Raw genomic sequence first — 6,530 nt, forward strand, 5'->3', positions numbered from 1 at the left:
CCTTCTTCTTGCCCTAAGTACCTCCCGCGCGGAGCGCATAGAATCTCTTTGACACAACCTTATCGCAAGATCGGCGGGTTTTCGGGATCACGCCCTGGTGCTGCAGGCGTATGCCCCGCCGCTTTGCGCTCTGGCAGATCAAACCGCAGCCCGACCTTTGCTAACGAAACACAAACCGGATCACTTGCTGCGAAAAAAACCACGTCCAGCCCTTCGGCGTCATCCCCGCCAAAGACCACAACTTCGCCCACCGCTTTGGCCAGTGTCCCATGTGCCGCGGGCAGCGCATCAATGATGCCAAGCATCATACCACCCGCACCATCCGCATATTCCACCGTCACCAGATAGGCCGTCGCGGCCAATCCCGCCGCCGTGGCCAGCTTGGTATCAATTGCAGCCAATAACGCTTGCGATACCCCCTTTGGTGCCTCGATCAATACGGGCCGCGCCATCACCTCGTCTGGTGCGTTGTCCAGCATGTCGCATAACCACACCATTGCATCCGCCGGTATCAGGATTGACGATGGTGCAACCCCGAGGTTCAAGCCAAGCCCGATCCCCTGCCCCGCCAACATGGTCGCCACCACCCGTCCAGACAGCACCGCATGATGGGCGCTGTCACCAACGAAATCGGCCAGCCGTTCCTCGCGATCAAACACCAGCACGTATTTCGCTCCCTCAACCTCGAACACTTCGGGGGTCAAGGTGTCACCCGCCGCCTCGTCTTGCAGCAGTAAAAACAGCTCGCTATCCGACAACCGTTCAAAGAACCGCAACCGTGCCGCAGTATCCTCGGGGGCTGCGTCCATCGCAACATGGGCAATATCCAGCGGGGTTTGGTCAGTCATGCAGCACCTCTTGCACCCGTGTGCGCAGCGCCGGTATCAGATCGGCCTCGAACCACGGATTTTTCCTGATCCAGCCTGTATTGCGCCACGACGGATGGGGCAAGGCGAATACATCGGGCGCATGGTCACGCCACCCTTGCACTGTGTGGGTCACCCCGCCCGCCGCTGCCTTTGCCAAATGCCATTTCTGCGCGTATCCGCCGACCAGCAAGGTCAGGCGAACTTCGGTCAGGTGGCCCAACGTATCCGCTCGCCATTCGTCCACGCATATCTTTGGCGGCGGCAGATCGGAGCCTTTGTCATTATACCCCGGAAAACAAAACCCCATCGGCACAATGGCCACGCGCGTAAGGTCGTAAAACGTGGCCTCGTCCACTCCCATCCAGTCGCGCAAACGGTCGCCGGATGGATCAGTAAACGGTTTACCGGATTCATGCACCCGCGCTCCGGGCGCTTGGCCTGCGATCAGGATGCGAGCCTTGGGCGCAAACCAGACCACAGGGCGCGGTTCATGCGCTGTTGCGGTTTCAATGAAACGGTCCGCACATATTCGGCAGGCCCGAAGGCGCTGCGCAAAATCTTCAAAGTCACTGTCCATCCCGCAGATTTACCGCAAATTCCGCAGGGCCGCAAATCAGGGTTTGCCAGTATTTTCAATTAATCTAGCGCATCGGTGATCCGGTTGAAGGTAAGGGATATCTGACTGCCTATAATGGATTCACCCTGCTACTATTGTCGCAAGGAGGTGTGTGGTGATTAGTAAACTATGGAATTCAGGTGGGTCATTGCGGATGAAGAGGTTGCTCTTGCCTGTTGTTGCACTTCTTACGATTGCACTTGCAGCGCAACACTATTACGCCGCTTCGCCCCAACAGCCAGGAATGTCGGGAGAGCCTATTCCATACGACCATCTTTCGGATGAAGAGAGCGAGCCATATGGTTCAAGAGGAGTGCCGCCGCAACGCTCTGAGAGAAAACGTGCCGTAAGACGGTTCTCCAGCGTTCGGGATTGCCTCGTGAAAGCTGAGCAGGAAAAAGAAATTCCTGACCTGCGCAAAATCAATTGGCGAAGAATGACAAGCACCGCAAATATCAGTGTTTGTATGTTCAGGATATTTGCCAGCTACGGAACACCTGAAAAGGCTGTCTTTTGGCTTGAGGCCCAAGGGCTAAACACAACTGGGCCAATTGAGGGAACATATGCTTTCAAGCCGACAACTAGTGTTTCCGGAAGACACATGCCGACAGAAGGTGAGCGGCTTTACATTTCTGGTTCCCGTATCACGGCGCGAATTGCCGCAAACTTTATTTACTCGGAAACGTTCGCGGCTTCATGGGACGAGAACGGCGTTCTCACAACCACATCCCATTCCCAATCATCCAAATGAAAATAAATAACGCGTGGTTTCACACACCACTACCGAGGTGAATAAACCCTGCAACTCCGGTTTTTCCAGATCAAAAATACGGGCTTGCTTTTATTTCTATGTTTCTAGTAATATAGAATAATGAAGCAAGAACAATCCATAGACTTGAGCGTCGAGCAAGCTGCCTCGACTTTTGCCGCCCTAGGCTCTGAACAACGCCTATCCGTGTTGCGCATTCTGGTCAGAGCCGGAGACGAGGGCATTGCTATTGGCGAGCTTGGCAAGCGCAGCGGTGTCACCGGATCAACCCTGACCCACCACATGAAGATCCTGACCCAAGCCGGATTGGTGCAACAGACCAAACGCGGCCGTTCCATCATTTGCGCCGCCGTTGCCTATGACCAAATATTCTCTCTGTCCCAATTCCTGCTGTCCGAATGCTGCGCCGATTGCGCAATACCCCACAAAGGATAACCGCCATGACTGATCACACCCACAGCCACACTGGCGCCAGCGCCCCGTACTGGAAGCGGGTGGACAAGGCATGGCTGGTGATCGTGTTGATCCCAGTATTGTTGGCGATCTTCGATACGCCACAGTTATTGCCAACGGTCATTTTTGCAGGCCAAGCGATCCTGCGCACCGGCATTTTCATCATCTTTGCTGTGCTTGCCGTTGGTTATCTAAAGGCATCAGGTGCCGAAACCATACTGACCAAAGCCTTTGAGGGGCGCGAGATCAAGATGATTTTGATGGCATCCCTGCTGGGCGGGCTATCGCCGTTTTGCTCCTGCGAAGTGATCCCGTTTATCGCCGCCCTGCTGGCTGTAGGCGCACCCTTGTCTGCTGTGATGGCGTTCTGGCTGGCGTCCCCGATCATGGATCCTGCAATGTTCCTGATCACATCCGGCACATTGGGGTTTGACTTTGCCATCGCCAAAACACTCGCGGCGGTTGGTGTTGGCCTGCTGGGCGGGTTCACCGTGAAAATATTTGCCAAAAGCGCTGTTTTTTCTGACCCACTGCGCCCGAAAGACCCCCAAACCGGGTGTGGCAACACCTGTGGCACCGCCACGTTTTTCGGCAAACCGGTGTGGGCGTTCTGGCATAACGCAGCACGGCGCGAGACATTTCGCACTACCGTGATTGAAAACGCCTTGTTCCTGGGCAAGTGGCTGCTGCTGGCCTATCTGTTCGAGGCAATGATGGTCCAATACGTGCCTGCCGAAATGATTGCATCGGTTCTGGGTGGCGACGGGATAAAACCGATTCTGCTGGGTGCGCTGGTGGGTGGACCGGCCTATCTGAACGGGTATGCCGCCGTTCCATTGGTGGATGCATTGCTGGAACAGGGCATGAGTAATGGGGCCGCGATGTCCTTTGTCATAGCCGGTGGTGTCAGCAGTATCCCCGCTGCAATCGCGGTTTGGGCATTGGTCAAACCACGCATATTTTACGCCTATATCGCCATTGCAATGACCGGCGCGGTTATTGCCGGAATGTTGTGGAATATCGCAGCCTAAGTGATTGCACCCCCCCCTTACATCGACTATCTGTAACGGACTTGGGCCGCGCCTGACGCACGGCCAAGAAGCGACAGGGGGATGAAGATGCGCACCATTAGCATAGTGATCGTTTTATCCGTCCTCTGGCTGTTGCTGTCTGGTATTTATACGACGATGATCATCGGCCTCGGATTTGCTTCGGTCCTGCTGGTTGTATTCATTATTCGCCGGATGGATGCGCTGGACAATGACAAGGTCGCAATACATCTGTCGCCGTTTCGATTTGCCAAATATCTGGCATGGCTGATGGTGGAAATTGCCCGCGCCAACTGGGCTGTGACCAGAATCATCCTGTCGCGCAACATGAACATCCGGCAGCATTTGTTTTCGGTTCCAGTCACACAGCAATCCGATCTGGCACAGGTTATTTTTGCCAATTCCATCACCCTGACACCGGGAACGATTACAGTCGAGACCGAAGGCGACCATTTTCTGGTACACGCGGTATCCTATTCGCCCGATGATCCTGCCGCCATCGCCGATATGGATGCGCGTGTTACCGCCTGCGAAACGGAGGCGGCTGCCTGATGTTTACTATCGCTGTCTTTGCCCTTTTCATTGCTATGGTTCTGGTGCTGATCCGCCTTTTTGTCGGGCCGACATTGTATGATCGCGTTTTGGCAGTGAATTCGTTTGGCACCCACACAGTTTTGTTCATCGGGGTTCTAGGGTTTCTGACGGGGCGGCCCGATTTTCTGGATATTTCGCTGCTTTACGCGCTGATCAATTTCGTCGGCACAATCGCCATTCTGAAATACTTTCGCTACCGCGCCATTGGGGATGTCCACCAGATGCCCACAGATCGGGAGATCGGGCAATGAGTGCGCCTGAGCTCGCCGTCGAAATCTTGAGCTGGGTGTTCATTCTGTCCGGTTCGGCCTTTGCCCTGATCGGCGCAGTCGGAGCGCTGCGGTTCCCTGATTTCTGGTCGCGCTTACATGCCGTTTCAATAACCGACTCCGCGGGCGTGATTTTGCTGATCATTGGTATGTGTTTGCAGGCAGGACCAACGCTGGTCACCGTCAAATTGCTGATCATTGGCGTGTTTCTGTTTATCACTGGCCCCACTTCGACCCATGCAATTGCCAACGCCGCCCTTGTTACTGGACTACGCCCGCCCGAAGGCAAAGGGTTGGTTGGAGTAGAACCGGGACCTCTAGAATCTGGCGAGGGCGATAATGGTTGAGACGCTCATCAATCTAACCCTGTTTGTCATGCTGGTCGCCACGGCAATCGCCATCACACGCATGCACCGCCTATTCGGCGTAACCATGATGGCAGGCGTGTTTAGCCTGTTGTCGGCCCTGTTGCTGGTAACGCTGGATGCGGTCGACGTGGCCTTTACCGAGGCCGCCGTTGGGGCCGGGATTTCCACCGTATTAATGCTGTCCACTCTGACCTTGACTTCGCGGATCGAAAAACCGTCAACCCGTTCACCCCTTATCCCGTTGATTGTGGTCACCATCACAGGGGCAGCGATTATCTATGGCACGCTGGATATGCCGAATTTTGGTGATCCAAACGCGCCCGCACAGGTTGGCGTGGCGGCGCAATATCTGGAACGTAGCCCGGAAGAAATTGGCATCCCCAATGTGGTGACCGTCATTTTGGCCAGCTATCGTGGATTTGACACGATGGGCGAAACGGCGGTGGTTTTCACTGCTGGCGTTGGCGTATTGATGTTGCTTTCCGGTTTGCGCCGCCGTCGTCGTAGACCAGATAAAAAAGACAGAGGGGGGACAAGCTAATGCGTCACCACCTTATCTTGCGGGTTGTTACCAAGCTTCTGGTCGACTCGATCATCCTGTTTGCGCTGTATGTCCAGTTTCACGGTGATTTTTCGCCCGGTGGCGGGTTTCAAGCCGGCGTGATTATGGCCGTGGCGTTCATTTTATATGGTATCGTTTTCGGCTTGGAAAAGGTCCAAGCGGTGTTTCCGGCGTGGTTGGTGCATAAACTGATGGCGCTTGGTGTTCTGATCTATGCAGGCACTGGCGTTTTATCACTATTTTTGGGCTATGACTTTCTGGACTATGGCGCATTCACGCCAGAGCACCCGTCACATGGTCAGCACTGGGGCATCTTTGCCGTTGAATTTGGCGTCGGCGTCACCGTGACCGGTGTGATGGTGGCGATCTATTATGCCTTTGCCATGCGCCGCCCCGCTATCAGTGACGAGGATTGGTGATGCTGACCTCTGAATTCATTCTTGGGCATATGAATTACTGGCTGTTCACCGTTCTGATGATGACGGGTCTGTATATCGTTGTGGCCAAGGGCAACCTGATCAAGAAAATCGTCGGACTGAACCTGTTTCAATCCGCGGTTTTCATGTTCTACATCTCGCTTGGCAAGGTCACGGGCGGCACTGCACCGATCTATCCGCTCGATATGGAGATCGACCCGACTGTGGTTTATTCCAACCCGCTGCCGCATGTGTTGATCCTGACCGCGATTGTCGTTGGTATCGCCACAACGTCGCTGGGTCTGGCGCTGATTGTGCGCATCCGCGAGGAATATGACACCATTGAAGAAGAAGAAATTATGGCGATTGAAACCGAGCTTGTGCGGCTCGAGAATAAGGAACTGGGCGACGCCATGGGGGGCCGTGCCTGATGGCCACTGAACACGTCCATGTTGCCCGCACTTTTGTGGACCACCTGCCGATACTGGTGGTTCTGGTGCCTTTCCTTGCGGCACCGCTAACAGTTCTGATCGGATCGCGCCGCCTTGCTTGGCCAATTGCATTC

General features: G+C 54.8%; 11 protein-coding genes. 9 read left to right on the forward strand and 2 right to left on the reverse strand.

The features are described from left to right. Window positions 1-59: 59 nt before the first annotated feature. A complete protein-coding gene (locus ACWB12_RS04280; protein ID WP_479528829.1) occupies window positions 60-848 on the reverse strand; it encodes an SseB family protein in 789 nt (262 codons plus the stop codon). Then, entirely contained in the window at window positions 841-1,446 is a 606-nt protein-coding gene (locus tag ACWB12_RS04285; protein WP_479528830.1) for a uracil-DNA glycosylase family protein, read from the reverse strand. The genes ACWB12_RS04280 and ACWB12_RS04285 overlap by 8 nt, the downstream gene beginning before the upstream one ends. Window positions 1,447-1,600: 154 nt before the next feature. On the opposite strand from ACWB12_RS04285, the gene ACWB12_RS04290 reads away from it, so the two are divergent. The 9 genes from ACWB12_RS04290 (at window position 1,601) to ACWB12_RS04330 (ending at window position 6,396) form a co-directional block, all read left to right on the forward strand. Then, a complete protein-coding gene (locus tag ACWB12_RS04290; RefSeq protein ID WP_479528831.1) occupies window positions 1,601-2,236 on the forward strand; it encodes a hypothetical protein in 636 nt (211 codons plus the stop codon). Between the two features lie 120 nt (window positions 2,237-2,356). Continuing rightward, window positions 2,357-2,689 (forward strand): ArsR/SmtB family transcription factor, encoded by a 333-nt coding sequence (locus tag ACWB12_RS04295; protein WP_479528832.1) that lies wholly within the window; start codon window positions 2,357-2,359, stop codon window positions 2,687-2,689. A 5-nt stretch (window positions 2,690-2,694) separates the two neighbouring features. Next, window positions 2,695-3,738, forward strand: a complete 1,044-nt coding sequence (locus tag ACWB12_RS04300) for a permease (protein WP_479528833.1) — start codon at window positions 2,695-2,697, stop codon at window positions 3,736-3,738. An 87-nt stretch (window positions 3,739-3,825) separates the two neighbouring features. After that, a complete protein-coding gene (locus ACWB12_RS04305) occupies window positions 3,826-4,308 on the forward strand; it encodes a Na+/H+ antiporter subunit E (protein ID WP_479528834.1) in 483 nt (160 codons plus the stop codon). Continuing rightward, entirely contained in the window at window positions 4,308-4,601 is a 294-nt protein-coding gene (locus ACWB12_RS04310; RefSeq protein WP_479528835.1) for an MrpF/PhaF family protein, read from the forward strand. Before ACWB12_RS04305 ends, ACWB12_RS04310 begins: the two co-directional genes overlap by 1 nt. After that, complete coding sequence (gene mnhG / locus ACWB12_RS04315) at window positions 4,598-4,966, forward strand: monovalent cation/H(+) antiporter subunit G (protein ID WP_479528836.1); 369 nt, start codon at window positions 4,598-4,600, stop codon at window positions 4,964-4,966. The genes ACWB12_RS04310 and mnhG overlap by 4 nt, the downstream gene beginning before the upstream one ends. Further along, complete coding sequence (locus tag ACWB12_RS04320; RefSeq protein ID WP_479528837.1) at window positions 4,959-5,528, forward strand: DUF4040 domain-containing protein; 570 nt, start codon at window positions 4,959-4,961, stop codon at window positions 5,526-5,528. The genes mnhG and ACWB12_RS04320 overlap by 8 nt, the downstream gene beginning before the upstream one ends. Continuing rightward, on the forward strand, window positions 5,528-5,968 hold the full coding sequence (locus ACWB12_RS04325; RefSeq protein WP_479528838.1) for a Na(+)/H(+) antiporter subunit B: 441 nt from the start codon (window positions 5,528-5,530) through the stop codon (window positions 5,966-5,968). The genes ACWB12_RS04320 and ACWB12_RS04325 overlap by 1 nt, the downstream gene beginning before the upstream one ends. Beyond that, a complete protein-coding gene (locus ACWB12_RS04330) occupies window positions 5,968-6,396 on the forward strand; it encodes a cation:proton antiporter subunit C (protein WP_479528839.1) in 429 nt (142 codons plus the stop codon). Before ACWB12_RS04325 ends, ACWB12_RS04330 begins: the two co-directional genes overlap by 1 nt. The last annotated feature ends 134 nt before the right edge of the window (window positions 6,397-6,530 follow it).

It is taken from the genome of Profundibacter sp., assembly GCF_056498605.1.